The following is an 18,440-nucleotide window of genomic DNA, read 5'->3' on the forward strand; positions in this document are numbered from 1 at the left end:
TAGCGTGTGTTTTAAGTTGTGGAGCAAAATAAAGTGGCTTTTTTGTGTCAAAAAGATTCTTTATGGTAGTGATAATGAAGTTTTATGCCCTATTTTGTTCACTTACCGAGTAAAATACTTTATTATTAAAGTTAGGAAAAAAGCAATTTTTTGCTAATAGAGTAGCTAAGGAGAGATTCCAATGACTGCAACCAAAGGTTTAGAAGGAATTGTAGCCACGACCTCGTCGATTAGCTCCATTGTAGATGGAGTGTTAACATATCGCGGGATTGATATTGATGACCTCGCAGAAAATGCGACATTTGAAGAAGTAATTTATTTGCTTTGGTTCGGCAAACTCCCTAACCAAGCTGAGCTTGAGAAACTGCAAAGCGACCTGAACGCTTATAGCAAGGTGCCTGATGCGGTAATCAACCAGTTGAAAGCATTCCCGAAAGATGTTAATTCCATGGCTGCGCTTCGCACGGCTGTTTCCGCTCTTGCTTTGTACGATGAGGAAGCAAACGACCTGAGCCAAGAATCCAATGTGCGTAAAGCGATTAAGCTGCAAGCACAAATTCCTGGTATCATTGCTGCTTTCGCTCGTATCCGTGAAGGTAAAGAGCCACTAGCTTCCCCAGGATATGCTTCCGTTGCTGCTAACTTCTTGTACCAATTGACTGGCAAAGAGCCAGACAAAGTTGCAATCGAAGCTTTGGACAAAGCATTAGTACTTCACGCTGACCACGAGTTGAATGCATCCACATTCGCGGCGCGCGTAACAGTTGCTACACTAACTGATATTTACTCCGGTATCACATCGGCTATCGGCACGCTCAAAGGACCTCTTCACGGTGGTGCGAATGAAGCTGTTATGGCTATGCTTGAAGAAATCGGTACTGTAGAGAACGTAGTTCCTTACATTAACGGCAAATTAGAGCGTAAAGACAAAATCATGGGCTTTGGACACCGTGTTTACAAAAACGGAGATCCGCGTGCGAAGCACTTGCAAAAAATGTCTTACGAGCTTGGTAAAATGACTGGCAACCTGAAATGGTACGAAATGTCCATTAAAGCGGATGAGCTGGTAACAGGTCTTAAAGGCTTGAAACCGAATGTAGACTTCTACTCGGCATCTGTTTACACAACACTTGAAATCCCGCGCGACCTGTTTACACCGATCTTCGCGATCAGCCGTACTTCCGGTTGGACTGCACACATTCTAGAGCAGTACGAAAACAACCGTTTGATCCGTCCTCGCGCTGAGTACACAGGCCCGGTTAACCAAAAATACATTCCGATTAGCGCTCGCTAATTGGCCTAGATTAGATGTAACGCTCAAGGTGCGGGCAGTTCGGTACCCAGCTTTAGGGACGCAAGTTCCTTGAGGTGTACCGCAACTCCCGTCACTTTTTGTGTGTGTAAATGCTTTTACCTAGCTGCGGTGATGAGAAAAATTTTTAAAATTGATCTCTTTGTAGTAAAGTAGCTAGTGGAGTGCTTGATAGTGACTGGAGAAACGTAGTGCCCGCCTTTATAATAATTTATTTACATATGAAAATTTGTTCAAAATAATTGATTATAAGAAGCGGTCGGAAGGCACTATCAAAAGCATGGAACGTAAAGCACCATATGAACTCGTATCATTTTAAACAAATCTTAGGAGGAACTATCATGCCACAATTCGAAGCCTACGAACTACCAACAGAAGGTCAAAAAATTACCATCGAGAATGGTGTTCTGCAAGTACCTAACAACCCAATCATTCCTTACATCGAAGGTGACGGTACAGGTCCTGATATCTGGGCAGCTTCCGTGCGCGTTCTTGATGCAGCTGTAGAGAAAGCTTACAAAGGCGAGAAAAAAATCGCTTGGTACGAAGTTTTCGCAGGAGAAAAAGCTTTTAACAAATTCAACAACTGGTTGCCTAACGATACATTAACAGCTATGCGCGAATACATCGTGTCCATCAAAGGACCTTTGACTACACCAATCGGTGGCGGTATCCGTTCCCTGAACGTTGCGCTTCGTCAAGAGCTAGATCTATACGTATGTTCCCGTCCAGTTCGTTACTTCAACGGCGTTCCTTCACCTGTTAAACGTCCTGAGCTGGTTGACATGGTTATTTTCCGTGAGAACACAGAAGATATCTATGCAGGTATCGAGTGGGAAGCTGGTTCCGAAGCTGTTAAGAAAGTCATTTCCTTCTTGCAAAACGAAATGGGCGTTAACAAAATCCGTTTCCCAGAAACTTCAGGTATCGGTGTAAAACCAGTATCCTCTGAAGGTACAGAGCGTTTGGTTCGCGCTGCAATTGAGTATGCAATCAAACATGGCCGTAAAACGCTAACGTTGGTTCACAAAGGCAACATCATGAAATTCACAGAAGGCGCGTTCAAAAACTGGGGTTACGAGCTAGCTGAGCGTGAATATGCTGATAAAACATTTACATGGGCACAATATGATCGTATCAAAGAAGCAGAAGGCGCAGAAGCAGCTAACAAAGCTCAAAAAGATGCAGAAGCTGCTGGCAAAATCATCGTAAAAGATGCAATTGCTGATATCGCGTTGCAACAAGTATTGACACGTCCAACTGATTTTGATGTTATTGCAACATTGAACTTGAACGGTGACTACCTGTCTGATGCACTTGCTGCACAAGTAGGCGGAATTGGTATCGCTCCAGGAGCAAACATCAACTACTTGACGGGTCACGCGATCTTCGAAGCTACACATGGTACAGCTCCTAAATACGCTGGTCTTGACGTGGTTAACCCAGGTTCTGTTATCCTTTCCGGCGTAATGCTTCTTGAGCACCTTGGCTGGTTGGAAGCAGCTGAGCTGATCTACAAAGGCTTGGAAACTTCGATCAACAACAAAACAGTTACTTATGACTTTGCTCGTTTGATGGAAGGCGCTACTGAAATTAAATGCTCCGAATTCGCGAACGAAATCATCAAAAACATGGCTTAATCATCATTATAGCTCCAAGGGTACGATAACTAATCATTATTAGGAGGCACATCTCAAATGGCAATCCGTCGTAATAAAATTACTGTTGTCGGTGCAGGCTTCACAGGAGCAACAACTGCTCTTATGTTAGCTCAAAAAGAACTTGGTAACGTTGTTCTTCTAGATATCCCGCAATTGGAAAACCCTACAAAAGGGAAAGCGCTCGACATGCTCGAAGCTGGCCCGGTACAAGGTTACGACGCTCAAATCACAGGTACTTCTAACTATGCAGATGCTGCTGATTCCGATATCGTCATCATCACCGCGGGTATCGCCCGTAAACCGGGAATGAGCCGCGATGATCTGGTAAACACGAATGCAGGTATCGTGAAATCCGTTTGTGAAAACGTAAGAGAAGTAGCTCCAAACTCCATCGTTATCATCTTGAGTAATCCAGTTGATGCAATGACGTATGTTGCATACCAAGCTCTGGGCTTCCCGAAAAACCGTGTAATCGGTCAATCGGGCGTACTGGATACAGCTCGTTACTTGACGTTCATCTCTCAGGAGTTGAATGTATCGGTTGAGGATGTTAAGGGAGTTGTGATCGGCGGTCACGGCGATGACATGGTTCCACTTGTTCGTTACACCTACGCAGGCGGAGTGCCAATTGAGAAGCTGATCCCAGCTGACCGTATTGAAGCGATTGTTCAACGAACACGTACAGGCGGCGGGGAGATCGTTAACCTGCTTGGTAACGGTAGTGCATACTACGCGCCAGCAGCGTCCCTTGTGCAAATGACTGAAGCTATTCTCAAAGATAAAAAGCGTATCATTCCTACAATCGCTCTTCTCGAAGGCGAGTATGGGTATGATCAATTGTTCATGGGCGTATTGACTGTCCTTGGTGCGAACGGTATCGAGAAAGTGATGGATATCGAGTTGACTGAAGATGAGAAAGCCGCACTAGACAAAACAGCTAACTCTGTTCGCAACGTAATCAAAGTTGTAACAGGCTGATTAGTTAAGTAAAGAGCCAGTCTCCCAATCGGAGATTGGCTCTTTTTCTGTTGAAACTTCTTGACGGCTAACGCGAGCGAGCACGCCGAGAAGAACGTCAATGTGCAATTCAATGCAACTGCTTCAGGGACTGCGAATATGCGCTTTCTTCTCTGACAGCCAGTTCGCATTGGATGAATTCAAATGAGAGGACATGTATAATGGCTTGGCAGAATGATCCCATCGCCAACCCACCGGGTTAAGTGCGGAGCAAGAGATTAGAACCTGTGCTGGTTGAATGGCCAGTTATGACAGAGTTAGTCACATTTTTATGGAGATATGGTGAAAAAGAAGAATTGTTGACATCGCTTTCTTGTTCCAAAGATAGGTATTCGGTATACTTACCTAAGAACGATTCTAATTCAAAATTGCGGAGGTTATTAGAATGTATCAAGTTATGATTTTTTTACATGTGCTTAGTGCCTTGTTGCTTGGCGTATACGTCGTGTTCCCGTTCATCGTGGGACGTGCCGCATCGTTAACTGGCGCTGCATTAGAGGGTTTTGTGGGGCTGTTGTCTACGTTAAATCGAATTGGGCAATTTTCATTGATTGTGACCTTCATTACGGGCGGAGCTATGGTTTCCAAAGTGGATGCATCCGTGTTGTGGATGGTGCTGGCTGTTGTTCTACTGCTTATCGTGGGAGCGGTGACTGGTATGATCGGCGGAAGACTGAAGAAGTTAGTTGCTAACGCTAAGGCAGGAAACAGCACAGCAACAGATGCTGCGAAAGTTAAAACATTCAGCTGGATTGCTGCGGTAGCTGTAGTTATTGCTATCCTGTTCATGACGAATCCTCAAATATTGGCGTAATGCTCGAAATAAAGGGGCTGTTCCAAGCGTAGAGATTTCTACGTTTGGAACAGCCCCTTCTTTATATTGGATTATTCGCTTTGGTTTGGATTAAGTGTAATCTCATCTAGCGTTTTCTCAAATGAAGCGCTCATATGCTCAAGGAAATAATCAACTTCCGGCATGTTCATTTTCTTCAAGCTTTCTAGAATTTGTTGCTTCGCAACAACGAATTCACGGTTGCCGGTTGAAAGTTCAGTTAAGCACTTGATGTAAGCCTCAAGCAAGTCGGCAGCTTTCACCCAGCGATAAAGCTCGGGATCCGGTTCCTGAATCAGCTTGCGGTAGATGTCGCTAATTGCAGGTGGAATCGTCTGAATGAGCCGCTCTACCGCAACATCTTCGATTTCGCGGAAGTTGCGCAGGATCTGCTCATTGTTGTGCTTGACAGGCTGCGGGATATCGCCCGTTAATACCTCTGACGCATCGTGGAACAAGGCGATAGAGACAACACGATCCGTAGGCACATTGCGGCCATACACTTCATTGGCGATCGTACATAGCATATGTGCGATCGCGGAGACGTAGAAAGAATGCTCAGCTACGGTATCCCTGCGCATGTTCCACATGAGACTCCAACGATCGATGTATTTGAGGCGGTATAAATAAGCAAAAAAGTGATGATTCATGAGGTTCTTGTACTCCTTCAGTTTGATTTCACGCTCGGCGCCACCCGCGCAGCCACCGTCCCGGTGGCCGGGGTGTAGACGAGCGGCAGCCCCACAAGCGCGCTCAAATCATCGAGCGCGATCGTGACCTGCCCGTGCTCGCGCAGCACGGGCTCTTTCAGCTTCACGCGCGCCGAGCCGCGCGTGGCCTCAGCCGCATTCACCTGCAGGGTGAATGCCTCTTGCCCCAGGCGGAGGCGAAGCGCTCCGCCTTCTGCACTTGCGCTGCCGCCGAGCTGCGCTACGGCAGCGGCCGCGTCTACGCGCAGCGGGGCGCTGCCCGGCTGCGCCTGAATGCGGCGCTGGATCGAGCGGTCCAGCAGCTCCGGCGTGATGCCGGGGCTGCCCGCGTTGATCCGCGGGATGAGCAGATGGTCAGCGCTGCGCGTGGCCATCTCGGGGGAGATCGTGAAGGCGTAGCGGATGCCCGCCTTCTGGATTTGTTCCGTCGCCGCAGGCGACGTGATGCCGTATGGATACGCCATTGCGTCGAGCGGCGCGTCCGTCAGACCTGCAAGCTTGCCGACGCAAGCTTGTGTATCCTGCAACACACGCTGCTTGTAGGCGTCGTCGCCTTCTGCATCCAAGCGGCCGACAAGCGCTGCATCGCCGCTCGGCAGCTTGTTATGCAAGCTGTCCGTGTGGCAGCCGATATCGATGAAATTCGTCGCATGCGTCATTTCGCTGATTTGCTCTTTGGACATCGAAGGAATATAGGATGCCATTGGATCAGCCAAATCATGCGTGATGACAAAATTGACAGCGGGAACACGCAAGCTTTTCAAAATCGGATAAGCCCCTGTATAAAAGCTCTGATAGCCATCATCAAAGGTTACTAGGACCGCGTTGGAAGGAACAGTGGCGCCTGCCAGATATTGCTTGAATTCATTCAGGGAAATAAAATGATAGCCCTTGCTTAGTAAAAATTGCAGCTGATTTTGAAACAGCGTGGATGTAATGGTGCTGGAGCTTGTATCGGTGTCATGGATATGATGATACATGAGAACAGCAACTTGATCCTGATAGTAGATATCTTGAGATCGCTTAGCAGAGAGCGGCGTAAGCAGAAGCGTGAGTCCTATCAGACTCAGCAGAATCGTGATCCCGATTCTTTTGGACATGTCAGCGTAACTCCTTATATGATATAATAGTTTGTAATGATTATTATTTGTTAAGTCGAGAGGAGCCATTTTTAGTCATGCAGCATTTTTATCAAAGCGTCTACGATCTAATTGTCGAAACGTCCACAAACCTTCCGGGTGATGTACGTCGTGCGGTGCAAGCCGCAAGTGAAAAAGAAGACAAAGGAACTCGCTCAGCGCTCTCCTTATCCCGTATTGCCGATAACATTCATATGGCGGAATGCAACGTCTCCCCGATTTGCCAGGATACAGGCATGCCAACGTTTATTATACACTGTCCGGTTGGGGCAAACCAAATTATTATGAAGAAGCACATTCTTGAAGCTGTCGCCAATGCGACGAAAGCAAGCAAGCTTCGCACGAACTCCGTAGATTCCTTAACAGGAGCCAATACAGGTGACAATTTGGGACCTGGAACTCCAGTTATTCATTTCGAACAATGGGAACGCGATGAAGTGGAAGTGAAGCTGATCCTTAAGGGCGGCGGCTGTGAGAATAAAAATATTCAGTACAGCTTGCCAGCTGATCTGGAAGGCGTAGGCAAAGCCGGACGCGATCTTGATGGTATCCGCAAATGTATCATGCATGCCGTGTATCAAGCACAAGGGCAAGGGTGCAGTGCAGGCTTTATTGGCGTTGGTATCGGCGGCGACCGGACAAGCGGTTACGAGCTGGCGAAACATCAATTGTTCCGCCACGTTGATGATGTGAACCCGCATCCAGAGCTTCGCAAAGTGGAAGAGTATGTCATGGAGCATGCGAATACACTTGGAATTGGTACTATGGGCTTCGGCGGTCAGGTAACCCTGCTAGGCTGTAAAGTTGGCGTTGCAAACCGTTTGCCAGCTAGTTTCTTCGTATCCGTTGCCTACAACTGTTGGGCGTTCCGCCGTCAAGGTGTGGTACTTAATCCTGAAACTGGCGAAATCAACGGCTGGTCGTACCCGAGAGGAAGCGAAGTTTCCTTCCAGGAAGCTTTTGAGGCGAGCGCTGAAGCTGCTAGAAATGTGAAGGAAGATGAGCGTCGCGAGATCGTCTTGCAAACTCCAATTTCCGAAGAGCAAATCCGCAGTCTGAAAGTCGGCGATGTAGTCGTCATTAACGGGACTATGCACACGGGGCGCGACGCGCTGCACAAATATTTGATGGATCATGATGCTCCGCTTGATTTGAACGGTGCGGCTATTTACCACTGTGGACCGGTTATGAGCAAGGATGAAAGCGGCGAATGGCATGTGAAAGCGGCTGGACCGACGACAAGTATTCGCGAGGAACCGTATCAAGGCGACATTATCAAGAAGTTCGGAATTCGCGCGGTTATCGGAAAAGGCGGAATGGGTCCGAAAACACTAGCAGCACTTAAGGATCATGGTGGTGTTTATCTAAATGCAATTGGCGGTGCTGCGCAATACTACGCACAATGCTTTAAGAAGGTAGAAGGCGTTGATTTCATGGAATTCGGTATTCCTGAAGCTATGTGGCACTTGGAGACAGAGGGTTTTGCTGCTATTGTTACGATGGATTCACACGGCAACAGCTTGCATGCTGATGTTGAGAAAAACGCATTTGAGAAGCTGTCAGCATTGAAAGAGCCTGTTTTTAAATAAGTTTAAACGGAAATTGATTTTGCTCTTATACATCTTTACAATTAAATAACTGGATTTGGTACGGGAGAAAGGGTTACTATGTAGAGTAGCCCTTTTATCTTTGAATTCAGACTAGATTTATCGGAGGCCAGAGAAACAGATGACGAAATTCCGTGCCAAACTGACATTTATTTTGATTGTAATGATTGGTTCATCCATGCTGCTTGCCGGGATTTTTATGGCAAAAGTGCTTGAGGATTCTCATGTGAAGTCCTTGGAGGAGAATATGGAGCGCGAGCTGCATGTCCTTGTAGCCACAGGGGATTGGGGCAGAATGGGATCAGAAACTGAACTGGTATCCTATTTCTCCGAGCAAGCCAAACGAATTAAAGCAGCAACGAATGAACGGTTGACCTTTGTTCGCGCAGACGGCAAAGTGATCGGTGATTCCGATCAAAATCCAGAGCAGATGGACAACCACTTAAGTCGTCCGGAGATTGCCGCAGCCGCTGTAAATGGCGTAGGCTACGTTACGAGGTACAGCGAAACCTTGAAAGAGAAAATGCTGTACGCCGCCATTCCAGTGAAGAATGAGGCACAGGTGACAACTGGCTTTTTACGCATCTCGCTGAGTTTAGAGCAAATAGATAATTCAATCCGCAGCTTGTGGTATTTTCTCATTGTAGGGCTGATGATCCTATTCCTGATTGCCGGATTGGTTAGCTATCGAATTGCTAAGGGGATCACTCATCCGATTGAGAAAATGACAAAGGTCGCCCAGCAAATTACGAATATGAATTATGAATCCCGTGTTCCGGCTTATAGCAATGATGAAGTTGGGCAGTTAGGGCAGGCGATTAATCGTATGTCCGAAAGCTTGCAGCAGCAAATGGCGCGGATTCAGGAGAATGAACGCAGGCTTCAAGGCGTTATGGAAAATATGCTGAGCGGGATTATGATGATTGACCGGGAAGAGCGGATCATGCTGCTTAATCCTTCAGCTGAATACATTTTGGGCTTTTCTTCACAGGAGCTTCTGGGGAAAAGATATAATGAAGCCAAGCAGCAGTTTGAGTTTACGAAGCTGATTCAAGAATGTATCGAGACGCGCGAATCCATTCGTGACGAAATGATCTTCTATTATCCGGCTGAACGCATTCTGGACATTCATTTAAGTCCAATTGCGCATGAAGACGAAGAGTGGTCTGGTGTGCTTATCGTGATTCATGATATCACGGCTGTTCGCAGGCTTGAGCGGATGCGAAGCGAATTCGTAGCGAATGTATCCCATGAGCTCAAAACGCCAATTGCCGCAGTCAAAGGTTTCGCTGAGACACTGCTGGCAGGGGCACTGAATGACAAAGAAACGGCGGTTTCGTTCTTACAAATTATTTTTGATGAAAGCGAACGGTTGAACCGGTTGATTGGGGATATTCTCGAACTTTCGAAAATTGAATCCAAGCGGATTCCAATGAATTTTTCGCCGATCTATTTGCCAGAGTTTCTAGAGAGATCACTTAATGTTTTGCGAAAAGAAGCCGAGAAAAAGCATATCGAGCTGGGTTTGCAGGTCGATGAAGATATGTATATTGAAGCTGATGAAGATCGTCTGCGCCAAATTATTATCAATCTTCTCTCTAATGGAATTGCGTATACGCAGGAAGGCGGCAAGGTTAAGCTCCGTATAGAGCCGCTTGATCCTAATAGCGAGGGTGATTACGAGCGTCTGCGTTTAATCGTCTCTGATACGGGCATGGGGATTCCGAAGAAGGATTTACCGCGTATTTTTGAACGCTTTTATCGGGTAGACAAAGCTCGTTCGCGAAGTTCAGGTGGAACTGGACTGGGCTTATCCATTGTGAAACATTTGGTTGAGCTGCATAAAGGGACGATTCGCGTGGATAGCGAAGTTGGCGTTGGAACGAGATTCACCATTGAGTTGCCGGTCATCCACTAAATTATATGGCGAAAATGCAACATTTACATTCACTAAGCAAAAATGTGTTATTATATGGATGTGCAATGTTAATAAACTGTAAATACGGGGGATCCCATGGCACAAAAAATATTAGTAATTGAAGACGAGCCTACTTTGGCCAGGTTGTTATCGTACAACCTTTCCCAAGAAGGGTATCATACAAAAGTTGTGGATCATGGTGGAGATGGTCTTCAAGAAGCGATTCAGCAGTCCTATGATTTAATTATTCTGGACATTATGCTGCCGGGATTGAATGGCTTTGAGGTGTTGGCTAAGCTCAGACAAAAAGGAAATAGCACGCCAGTAATCATCTTAACGGCTCGCAATGCGGAAGATGAAGTTGTCCAAGGCTTGAAACATGGAGCGGATGATTATATCACGAAGCCTTTTGGTGTAGCGGAGTTGCTGGCACGGGTATCCGCGGTGCTGCGCAGAACGATGTCGGAGGATGTCACGGTAGACAAGCAGGGAACGAATGAGAAAGTCATTCAAGCGGGCGAACTCTACATCTATCCAGAGAAGTATGAAGTCGTTCTGAATGGCGAATCAATTCCTTTGAGACCTAAGGAGTTCGAGGTTCTGCTATATCTAGTACAGCGCCCAGGCGTAGTTGTGACAAGAGATGATCTCATGAATATCGTATGGGGCTTTGATTATATCGGCGGACAGCGTACCGTGGATGTTCACGTGAGTTCGCTTCGCAAAAAGCTGGAAATGAATCAGCAATCGGTGCAGATTGATTCGATTCGCGGTGTAGGTTATAAGCTAGTGGCGTCGATTATCAAAAAATAAAGAGCCTAGGGTGCTGGTAAAACAGTTACCCAGGCTTATTTTTTTGCTTGATTACATTACTCGTCTTCTCAGATAGCACAATCGGATATAATTATCGCCAGATCAGAAATTTTATTTTTGCAGGTTTTTGATATACTGATAAATAGTACGAGCTCTGACGAAAACCCTAAGGAGGACCATCATGTCCAAAACGTATCGAATTGCGATTATCGGCTGTGGAGGCATTGCCAACGGCAAACATATGCCAAGCTTGAACAAATTAAAAAATGTAGAAATGGTTGCTTTCTGCGATATTATTCCTGAAAAAGCGCAAGAAGCTGCTGACAAGTATGGAAAAGGTGAAGTTCGCGTATATGAAGATTACCGTGAGCTTCTGAAAGACAGCACGATTGATATTGTGCATGTTTGTACACCGAATGATTCCCATGCGGAGATCACGATTGCGGCATTGGAAGCTGGTAAACACGTGATGTCCGAGAAACCGATGGCCAAAACAGCAGCTGATGCTCGCCGAATGGTGGAAGCAGCGAAACGCACAGGCAAAAAATTGACCGTAGGTTACAACAATCGCTTCCGCAGTGATAGCCAGCATCTGCACCAATTATGTTCGGAAGGCGAGCTTGGCGATATTTATTTCGCAAAAGCACATGCTATCCGTCGCCGCGCGGTACCAACATGGGGAGTTTTCCTTGATGAAGAGAAGCAAGGCGGAGGTCCTTTGATCGATATCGGCACACATGCGCTCGATTTGACGCTGTGGATGATGAACAATTACGAGCCGAAGGTTGTTCTCGGTACTTCATACCATAAATTGTCTCAACGCGAAAACGCAGCAAACGCATGGGGGCCTTGGGATCCATCCAAGTTTACCGTGGAAGATTCCGCATTCGGTATGATCACGATGAAAAATGGTGCAACGATTATATTGGAATCAAGCTGGGCGCTGAACACGCTGGAAGTCGACGAAGCGAAGTGTACGCTTAGCGGTACAGAAGGTGGGGCTGACATGAAGAACGGACTTCGCATTAACGGCGAAAAGCACAGCCGCTTGTATACGACAGAAGTTGAGCTGAAAGCTGGCGGCGTTGCCTTTTATGATGGCGAAACGGATAGTGCACCGGATTTGGAAATGCGTCTATGGATTCAAGCCATTGAAAATGATACAGATCCAGTCGTAACACCGGAGCAGGCATGTGTCGTTTCTGAGATTTTAGAAGCTATTTATGAATCCGCTAAAACAGGTAAAGCCGTTTATTTCGACTAATTTCAACTATTTCCCAGGAAATGTGCAAAAAATCCCCTTTATCGAGCGTTTAAGCTCGAATGAAGGGGATTTTGCTTTTTTTGAGCTCTCCGGGCGTTAGTCCCGTTCTTTTCTTAAACGTTTTGGAGAAATGGTGGAGGTCTGCGAAGCCGCAGTAGCTGGCAATGGATTCTTGACTGAGATCCGTATGCGTCAGCAATTCCTTGGCATGATTCACTCGCATGTTCATCAAATATTGATGAGGGGAAATGCCATACCGCTGTTTGAACACAATGCTGAATCTGGAAATCGACAGATTTGCTCGTGCAGCCATGTCCTCTAAGGAGATAGGGTCACTCAAATGATGCGAGAAATAGGAAGTAATCCAGTCGAAGGAATGTGACGCAGTGTATGGTTCTTGATAGTAGGTTTCTAATAAAGTAAGCATAATTTCCGTTACTAAATGCTGGGTTTTTAGTTGAATGAGCGGATCTTGTTTTTCGGCTTGCTCAATAACTTGTAAGAGAGTTTCTTTCAGTTTTAATGGTTTGGACGGCTCAACCTGCACAGGCATATCCACTCCGTACAGTTCTTTGATGGTTGGCTGCATGAGATGCTTATAAGCAGATAAGTCAATTTGTCCAGGGCGGGTAGGAAAACTGTGTTCACGTTCACTGTTAAAAGAAAGGTCAAAATGGATATACGGCGTAACGGTATTCGTTAACCCTTCCAAAGACAGTAAACTGCCAGGCTGTACGAGGCAAAACTGACCTGCGGTAAAGGTATATTTCTTATTATCAATATGAAAGCTGCAAGTGCCTTCTTGAATGTAGACCAATAAATAATCAAGCAGTCTGCGCTCCGGGGAAGACCATGGTTTACGAACGGCAAAGTCGCTTTGTCTGACGAAAGGAACGATGGGATGTTGTTTCAGAAAATCGTTTAGCATGTGAACCTACCTTTCAATCCAGTTGTTTTTGACAATAATATAACCTTGTTTGACAAAGATTTGTATCAAGTCCAGCCCTATAATAAAGCTATAATTATACAAATTGAGGTGATCCAAGATGAGCATGAAGGAAACAAGCCATAACCAAGCGTTACCCTCTTTGGAAGACAGTTATACCTTGTCGGAGCAGCAGATAGAAAGCTATCAGCAGAAAGGACATATTGTGCTGCGACAAGTGGCCAGCTCATCAGAAATCGCTTCGTACGAGCCGATTATTACGGATTTGGTGAAGGAACTGAATTATCACAACAAACCGATTGAGCAGCGTGATACGTATGGCAAAGCTTTTATCCAAATCTCAAACTTGTGGGAGAAAAGCGAAGCGGCTCGCAGGTTCGTATTAGCGAAAAGATTTGCCAAAATCGCAGCGGAATTGATGGGCGTAGAAGGCGTGCGCATTTATCATGATCAGGCCTTGTACAAGGAACCCCATGGAGGTCATACCCCATGGCATCAGGACCAAATCTATTGGCCGCTGGATACAGATAAGACGATTACGATGTGGATGCCGCTAGTACCTATCTCAGAAGAAGTAGGTTCAATGACTTTCGCTTCTGAGTCCCATCGGATTGGCTATATTAATAAAATGGTGATTTCCGATGAATCCCATCGCACTTTAGCAGGGTATATTGAAGGCAAAGGGTACGAAAAGATGTCTCATGGTGCTATGGAAGCCGGCGATGCGACCTTCCATGCAGGATGGACTCTGCACAGTGCGCCTGGCAACCCGACAGACTCCATGCGCAAAGTGATGACGGTCATCTACTATGCTGATGGGCTTCGTATTGCAGAGCCGGATAGCAAAGCCCGCGAAAGTGATTTGAAAGCTTGGTTCCCCGGCGCTCAGCCAGGCGATTTGGCGGCAACAGCCATCAATCCGCTGGTCTACAGCCGTTCCGTAAGATCGTAATTGCAGCTACCTGCTGGTTTGTTCCTGTTTGCGGAACTTGCCTGGGGGTAGCTTTTTTTCTTGTTTGAACGTATGGGTAAAATAATGGACGGACGAAAAGCCGGTGACCTCAGCGATCTCGTTAATCGACAGCTCGCTTGTCAGCAGCAGGTGAGCTGCTTGGCGTATGCGCTCACTGCGGATGAAATCGGTATACGTTTCATGAATTCCTTCTGAAAATAAGCGTGAAAGGTGGCGCTCGGAAACATTGAGATAGCCAGCAACATCGCTAAGGTGAAGGGGTTGGGACAGGTTGTCGCGGATATAAAGTTTGGCCCGCTGCAGCAGGATATTCGTATTTTTACGATGGACGATAGGCTTGCCAGTTTCTTTGCCGAATAGGCTGAGAAACGATACGAGAAGTGTGTAGGCTAATGTTGGAACAGCTGCAATCGGTAAGCTTCCATGCCCCTCCCGAATCAAAAGCGACTTCCACAAGAGGGCTGTCGGGTGATGGTCACCATCATACAGGCAAACCTCGGCATGCTCAGCGAGATCCTGGAAGGCATCCCGCATTGTATCTTCACTTTGTGTTTCATCAAGTTCAAAGGCGACGAACAAAATAAACAGGCCTTTTTGAGTGCGGATTTGATGTTTGATGCCGGGTCTGGAGCAAAAGTGCGTACCTGGTCTCAGCGGGTAGAGGCTGCCTTCTTCCGTATACTCGCCTTCGCCGCTAATGACATAACAGACCTCAAAAAAGGAATGCTTGTGGGGTTGGTTATCGAATAAGCATGGATCTATGCCCCAATATTGAATTTTAAAGCATGCTGAGGGGCCATGGATGACGGTAGCAACCTCGTTCAGCAGCGATCTGGTTTCTTTGCACAAGTACACAGTCAACATCCTTCATGTCCTTATTTTGCAAAAATCTGTCCTTTGCAGAAAAAGACAGATCATTGTCTTATTCCTTATAATTATAGATAAGAAAGCGGTTTACAATCAACTGGATAGATGGAGGAATGGACTGTGATTACTCGCGAGGATGTAGAATTTTACAAAGAAAATGGGTATTTGCTTGTTAAAGGGGTCTTCAATCAGCAAGAAGTAGAAGAAATGAGACAAGCGGTTGAAGAAATTATTATTCGTGCTGCTGAGGCAAAAGCAGACCGAAATGATCAATGGAGGGGCGATTTCCTTCCACCTGATGAACTGAAGAAGCTGGTTCTAAAAGGCTTCCACGATGTGCACTATCACGATGCCGCATTCATGCGCGCTGTGATTCATCCGAATATGGCTGCTGTGCTGCAGCAAATCATTGGACCTAACGTGCAGCTGCATCACTCCAAAATGCTCGTGAAGCCGCCAGAGAATGGTGCAGCCTTCCCTATGCATCAGGATCACCCGTACTTCCCGCATGAGAAACATTCGATGCTTGCTGCGAGCGTGCATTTGGATTATGCGGATGAGGAGAACGGCTGCTTGCGAGTTATTCCAGGCTCGCACCGCACAGGCAGCTTGCCGCACGTGGGTCAACATTATTTGAACCACAAGGAATATCCCGTCAAAGAGGGGACGCCTTGTGTGGCAGAAGCCGGCGATGTGTTGTTCTTTAACTATTTGACGATTCATGGCTCGGAATCCAATAAGAGTTCCAGAACAAGACGGAACGTGTTGTTCCAATACCGTGACCCGAGTGATTTCCCGACGGAGAATACGCATTTTGACTGGGGCATGGGCCTCATGGTTACAGGGAAAAACCCGCATTTCACGAAGGTGAAGCCGGAATATAAAATTATTTGAGGATGAGAGAGGCGCCTGCGGGCGCCTTTTTTCGTTAGTGGCTGCTTAGTGCTGCTTGAGTTTGCGGGTGCAGAAATGAACTCCTGTGGTGCGTGGTTGCTGCTGGAGTGCTGCTAGAAGGTGGGAGAGGTGAATAGTGCGTGGAATTTGCTAACGGACGTAGGAGTCGCTAAGTGGTGGGAAAGCATGGTTTTGGAGTAGCTAACAGACATGTAAGGCGCTATTTGCCGAAAATCAAGGAAAAGTCAGAGGAACTATGCAGGATAACGGCCCTCGTGTCCGATAGAATTTTAATAGGTGATAATTCAGCAGAACAACGGCGGTGGAGTCCGTTAGACGAGACAGGCTTAACCCGAGACTGCTCTATGGGGTCGTTTGGCTGGCTGCTTGGTGGTACTGGACTATTGCAGGAGTGCTGCTAGAAGGAGGGAGAGGTGTGTGGTGCGCTGAATTTTGCTAACGGACGCAGGAGGCGCTAAGTGGTGGGAGAATCGTACTTTAGAGTAGCTAACGGACGTGAGAGGTGTACTCGTGGGTTCTACTTTTGGACATTCTGTTGTACGATAGATAGTAAATAAGTGGAAATTGGATGGTGGTTTCTTGGACTGGACACGTAGAGAGCTAAAGGAAAGAGCAAAGCAAGTACTACGAACATCTTACTGGAAGGCATTCCTCGTAAGCCTTTTACTAGCTGTGCTGAGCGGAGGGGTGTCAAGCTGTTCCTTCAATTCGAACGGAGGAACGTCGGTCAAATTCCCCTTAACGGGTAATCACAGCAGTTGGACTGATTTCTATGGCAGCCCGGTATTTGTTGCAGTCGTCGTTGGAGCCATCATGTTATTTATCTTTCTTATCCTTGTATCGATTGCTTTTCATGTTTTTGTTACGGCTCCGTTTGAAGTGAGCGTGATGCAATATTTTAAACAGGCCGCATCTGAAGATGTGAATATGAATTATCTCGTCTACTCGTTCCAGAAGGGCAGATATATGGCTATCGTCAAGGGGATGCTTTGGAAAAGCTTTCTAACATTCCTGTGGTTCTTGCTGCTCATTATTCCGGGCATAGTGAAGGCTTATGCGTACAGCATGGTGCCCTTTCTTTTGGGAGACAATCCGGGGATTGGTACGAAGAGGGCGGTTGAGCTCAGCAAACAGATGACGAATGGGCAAAAGTGGAACATGTTTGTCCTGGATCTTTCCTTCCTTGGGTGGTATATCCTAGGATTCCTGGCACTCGGCATCGGCGTTCTGTTCGTTATGCCGTATGATCATTCAACCAAGGCTGAGCTATATAAGGTGCTCAGGCAGCAGGCGCTGTATGATGGACTCAGCAGCAACAAGGAATTGAATTTGCCCGAGATATGAATCAACGGGGCGCCTAAGTCAAACTCATTGGATGAATTCCAACGAGTGACCGATTTTAGATGCCTAACTGTCATTTAGATTGGACAAAATCCAGCGAAGCTATGAATTTTGAGGAGTTTTAGCGTCTTTTTAGCCACTTTGGCTGGATTTGATCCAACCAAAAGAAGAATAAATACGTCTGTACGGTGCTTTCAGTGGATTTCATCCAATGAGCAAGAGGGTACTGGCCGTTACACAAGAAAGGACCGTCAAGATTTCTCTGACGGTCCTTTCCTATAGCTACACAAGGGCTAGCAAGTCTTGCAGGGCAGTGATCTCATGGCTCGGCAAGTTGTGCACCGGCGCCGTTCGCTGGTGATGATTGATCCAAACACTGCGCATGCCAACCGCTAAAGCTCCTTTGATGTCGGTATCCAGATTATCACCGACCATGAGGGCTTCTTCTGCCGTGACATCAAGCAGCTTCAACGCATGCTCAAAAATAGTAGGATCAGGTTTGCCGCGGCCATAGACGCCGGAGATTAAGATATGATCAAAGTAATCGGCCAGCCCCGGAATACTATCTACCTTTTCCTGTTGCAGATCAGGCGCGCCATTCGTCAATAAGAGCAGAGAATACTTAGGCCGCAAGTTTTGCAAGACTTCGAAAGTCGCCTCATAGACCAATGGACGCTCCCGGCGCTCCTTGGCAAACCTCAGCGCGAGTATTTCACCTAACGCCGGATCGTTAATTCCCAGTTTGAGCAGGCCTTGCGTCCAAGCGCTTTTTTGAAACATTGGCGCTAACTGTCCCAGCTCTAGAAAGCTTGGATGCTCTTTCGCATCAAATCTTCCCCACAGCGCTTCCAAATGTGTGATTTCAATCATTTTAGCATAGTCATAGCAAGCCATTTCCTCAAATAAACGCTCGGAAGACGCGCGTACCTCTTGCTCTAATTCGGAAGGGGTAACGTTGACTGAAGCTGCCGCTGACTCGCAAGTCACCTCAAATGCTTCTTGAATACTTCTTTCATCCCATAACAGTGTATTATCCAAATCGAAAATAATGGCTTTGATCGGCTTCATTTCTATGATCCCTCCCGTTTCTTACCCTTAATTTCCAACATAATAACAAGGAAGTCA

At 46.6% G+C, this 18,440-nt stretch carries 16 protein-coding genes; 11 read left to right on the forward strand and 5 right to left on the reverse strand.

Annotation, left to right across the window (positions count from 1 at the left end; all coding sequences use genetic code 11):
* Positions 1-181 precede the first annotated feature (181 nt).
* The 4 genes from citZ (at position 182) to GQF01_RS23185 (ending at position 4,804) form a co-directional block, all read left to right on the forward strand.
* Positions 182-1,294 carry a citrate synthase gene (citZ, locus tag GQF01_RS23170; protein WP_161409028.1) on the forward strand — a complete coding sequence of 371 codons (1,113 nt, stop codon included), beginning with the start codon at positions 182-184 and terminating at the stop codon, positions 1,292-1,294.
* 359 nt (positions 1,295-1,653) lie between these two features.
* Positions 1,654-2,952, forward strand: a complete 1,299-nt coding sequence (gene icd / locus GQF01_RS23175; protein ID WP_161409029.1) for an NADP-dependent isocitrate dehydrogenase — start codon at positions 1,654-1,656, stop codon at positions 2,950-2,952.
* Positions 2,953-3,009: 57 nt separating this feature from the next.
* On the forward strand, positions 3,010-3,951 hold the full coding sequence (mdh, locus tag GQF01_RS23180) for a malate dehydrogenase (RefSeq protein WP_145659557.1): 942 nt from the start codon (positions 3,010-3,012) through the stop codon (positions 3,949-3,951).
* Between the two features lie 424 nt (positions 3,952-4,375).
* Positions 4,376-4,804, forward strand: a complete 429-nt coding sequence (locus GQF01_RS23185) for a hypothetical protein (protein ID WP_161409030.1) — start codon at positions 4,376-4,378, stop codon at positions 4,802-4,804.
* 71 nt (positions 4,805-4,875) lie between these two features.
* Here the strand turns inward: GQF01_RS23185 and yfbR are convergent, their stop codons facing one another.
* Entirely contained in the window at positions 4,876-5,472 is a 597-nt protein-coding gene (gene yfbR / locus GQF01_RS23190; RefSeq protein ID WP_161409031.1) for a 5'-deoxynucleotidase, read from the reverse strand.
* A gap of 17 nt (positions 5,473-5,489) precedes the next feature.
* A complete protein-coding gene (locus tag GQF01_RS23195; RefSeq protein ID WP_161409032.1) occupies positions 5,490-6,632 on the reverse strand; it encodes a polysaccharide deacetylase family protein in 1,143 nt (380 codons plus the stop codon).
* Positions 6,633-6,709: 77 nt separating this feature from the next.
* Here GQF01_RS23195 and GQF01_RS23200 point away from each other — a divergent pair, with 77 nt between their 5' ends.
* The 4 genes from GQF01_RS23200 to GQF01_RS23215 all read left to right on the forward strand — a co-directional run bounded on the left by GQF01_RS23200 (position 6,710) and on the right by GQF01_RS23215 (position 12,273).
* Positions 6,710-8,260, forward strand: coding sequence for a fumarate hydratase (locus GQF01_RS23200; RefSeq protein ID WP_161409033.1), 1,551 nt, complete (start codon positions 6,710-6,712; stop codon positions 8,258-8,260).
* Positions 8,261-8,399: 139 nt separating this feature from the next.
* The gene (gene pnpS / locus GQF01_RS23205; RefSeq protein WP_161409034.1) at positions 8,400-10,196 is read left to right on the forward strand and encodes a two-component system histidine kinase PnpS; all 1,797 of its coding nucleotides are present in this window, start codon (positions 8,400-8,402) and stop codon (positions 10,194-10,196) included.
* 96 nt (positions 10,197-10,292) lie between these two features.
* Positions 10,293-11,009, forward strand: coding sequence for a response regulator transcription factor (locus tag GQF01_RS23210; RefSeq protein WP_145659545.1), 717 nt, complete (start codon positions 10,293-10,295; stop codon positions 11,007-11,009).
* A gap of 181 nt (positions 11,010-11,190) precedes the next feature.
* A complete protein-coding gene (locus tag GQF01_RS23215) occupies positions 11,191-12,273 on the forward strand; it encodes a Gfo/Idh/MocA family protein (RefSeq protein WP_145659543.1) in 1,083 nt (360 codons plus the stop codon).
* A 49-nt stretch (positions 12,274-12,322) separates the two neighbouring features.
* On the opposite strand, the gene GQF01_RS23220 is transcribed toward GQF01_RS23215, so the two are convergent.
* Positions 12,323-13,201, reverse strand: coding sequence for a helix-turn-helix domain-containing protein (locus GQF01_RS23220; protein WP_161409035.1), 879 nt, complete (start codon positions 13,199-13,201; stop codon positions 12,323-12,325).
* Between the two features lie 118 nt (positions 13,202-13,319).
* Here GQF01_RS23220 and GQF01_RS23225 point away from each other — a divergent pair, with 118 nt between their 5' ends.
* Entirely contained in the window at positions 13,320-14,171 is an 852-nt protein-coding gene (locus tag GQF01_RS23225) for a phytanoyl-CoA dioxygenase family protein (RefSeq protein ID WP_161409036.1), read from the forward strand.
* A 6-nt stretch (positions 14,172-14,177) separates the two neighbouring features.
* Here the strand turns inward: GQF01_RS23225 and GQF01_RS23230 are convergent, their stop codons facing one another.
* On the reverse strand, positions 14,178-15,056 hold the full coding sequence (locus GQF01_RS23230; protein ID WP_161409037.1) for an AraC family transcriptional regulator: 879 nt from the start codon (positions 15,054-15,056) through the stop codon (positions 14,178-14,180).
* Between the two features lie 123 nt (positions 15,057-15,179).
* Here GQF01_RS23230 and GQF01_RS23235 point away from each other — a divergent pair, with 123 nt between their 5' ends.
* Together GQF01_RS23235 and GQF01_RS23240 are read left to right on the forward strand one after the other, a co-directional pair.
* Complete coding sequence (locus tag GQF01_RS23235) at positions 15,180-15,953, forward strand: phytanoyl-CoA dioxygenase family protein (protein WP_161409038.1); 774 nt, start codon at positions 15,180-15,182, stop codon at positions 15,951-15,953.
* Between the two features lie 600 nt (positions 15,954-16,553).
* The gene (locus GQF01_RS23240; protein WP_161409039.1) at positions 16,554-17,318 is read left to right on the forward strand and encodes a DUF975 family protein; all 765 of its coding nucleotides are present in this window, start codon (positions 16,554-16,556) and stop codon (positions 17,316-17,318) included.
* 279 nt (positions 17,319-17,597) lie between these two features.
* Here GQF01_RS23240 and GQF01_RS23245 read toward each other — a convergent pair whose 3' ends face one another.
* Positions 17,598-18,383: an HAD family hydrolase gene (locus GQF01_RS23245; protein WP_161409040.1), complete on the reverse strand. Its 786-nt coding sequence runs from the start codon at positions 18,381-18,383 to the stop codon at positions 17,598-17,600.
* Positions 18,384-18,440 lie beyond the last annotated feature (57 nt).

This window comes from Paenibacillus silvestris (assembly GCF_009882985.1).
Lineage (GTDB): Bacteria > Bacillota > Bacilli > Paenibacillales > NBRC-103111 > Paenibacillus_E > Paenibacillus_E silvestris.